The sequence below is a fragment of the Halomonas sp. 707D4 genome (assembly GCF_024158685.1).
Classification (GTDB): Bacteria; Pseudomonadota; Gammaproteobacteria; order Pseudomonadales; family Halomonadaceae; genus Vreelandella.
In genome coordinates, this window is sequence record NZ_JAMZBD010000663.1 from 1 (window position 1) to 1,349 (window position 1,349).

Consider the following 1,349-nt stretch of genomic DNA (forward strand, 5'->3'; position numbering starts at 1 on the left):
AGCCTGGGTCAGTCGAGCAGCGCCGCGAGCGAGTCGATGCACGCATCCGGTCGGCTCGCCTCTATCGGCTCGCCGTGGTTGTAGCCGTAGGGCAGCGCCACGGTGGCAAAGCCCGCCGCCTGCCCTGCGTGGATGTCGTGCCTGGAGTCCCCCACCATCACGCAGGCGCGTGGCTCGACGTTCAGGGCGTTCGCCACGTGCAGAAGCGGCAAGGGGCTGGGCTTCTTCTCGGCCAGGCTGTCGCCACCGATGCACAGCGCGAAGTGCTCGAGCAGCCCGAAGTGGTCGAGAATTGGTGCGATGAAGCGCTCGGGCTTGTTGGTGATCAATGCGAGCCGAAAGCCGCGCTCCTCGAGCGCTGCAAGCGTTGCGGCGACGCTCTCGTGGAGCACGGTGCGCGCGAAAGGCGCCGCGCCGTAGTGGCGCATGAACGCCGCAAGGCCCGCCTCCTGCATTTCAGGCGGGGGGGACTCGCCAAGCGCCCAGGCAAGGCCACGTTCGACCAGCTTGGCCGCGCCGTTGCCTACCCAGTCGGCCACCTGCGCATCGTCGGGGCTGGGCAACCCCAGTTCCTCCAGAGCGGCTTGCAGCGCGGCGGCGAGATCCGGCACCGAATCGATCAGCGTACCGTCCAGGTCGAAGGCGATCAGCCGCTTGTCGGAAAGAATGCTGTGCACGCGAAGATCCTCGTGGGTGTCGAAGTGAATAGATCGAAGTGAATAGATCAAAGGAAATGGATCGAAGGAAATGGATCGAATGCCATAAGCGTGTGTTAAGCCAAGGAACGTTACCATGCTCGGCGATCAAGCCAGGCATTCGTCAGAGTGTCGAGAACCCTCTATGCTAAAGCGACCTTTGCCAAGGAGAAGCTAATGGCCATACCAAGGATCGTGATTGTCGGCGGCGGTGCGGGTGGGCTCGCGCTGGCCACGCGCCTGGGACACACCCTGGGCAAAAAGAAGCGCGCCGAAATCGTGCTGCTCGACCGCAACGCCACCCACGTGTGGAAGCCGCTGTTGCACGAGCTCGCCACCGGCATTCTCAACTCCACCATGGACGAGGTCGACTTTCGCGGCCACTCCTCGGTCCATGGCTATCGCTACCAGCGCGGGTCGCTGTGCGGGCTCGACCGCACCGCAAAGACCCTGACGCTGTCGCCCATCCTCGACGAGGACGGCAAGGAAGTACTCCCTGGCCGCACCTTGAGCTACGACTACCTGGTACTGTCGCTCGGCAGCGTCTCCAACGACTTCGGCACCGAAGGCGTGGCCGAGCACTGCCACTTCATGGACTCGCCCGGGCAGGCGAAGGCGTTCCAGCGCGACATGATCAACACCTTCCTGCGCTAC

2 protein-coding genes are annotated in these 1,349 nt (G+C 64.0%); one reads left to right on the forward strand and one right to left on the reverse strand.

Annotation, left to right across the window (positions count from 1 at the left end; translation table 11 throughout):
* Positions 1-8 precede the first annotated feature (8 nt).
* On the reverse strand, positions 9-677 hold the full coding sequence (locus BIS11_RS17715; RefSeq protein ID WP_253423770.1) for a phosphoglycolate phosphatase: 669 nt from the start codon (positions 675-677) through the stop codon (positions 9-11).
* 195 nt (positions 678-872) lie between these two features.
* Here BIS11_RS17715 and BIS11_RS17720 point away from each other — a divergent pair.
* Positions 873-1,349: FAD-dependent oxidoreductase (locus BIS11_RS17720; protein WP_253586744.1), on the forward strand; the 477-nt coding region annotated here is incomplete at its 3' end.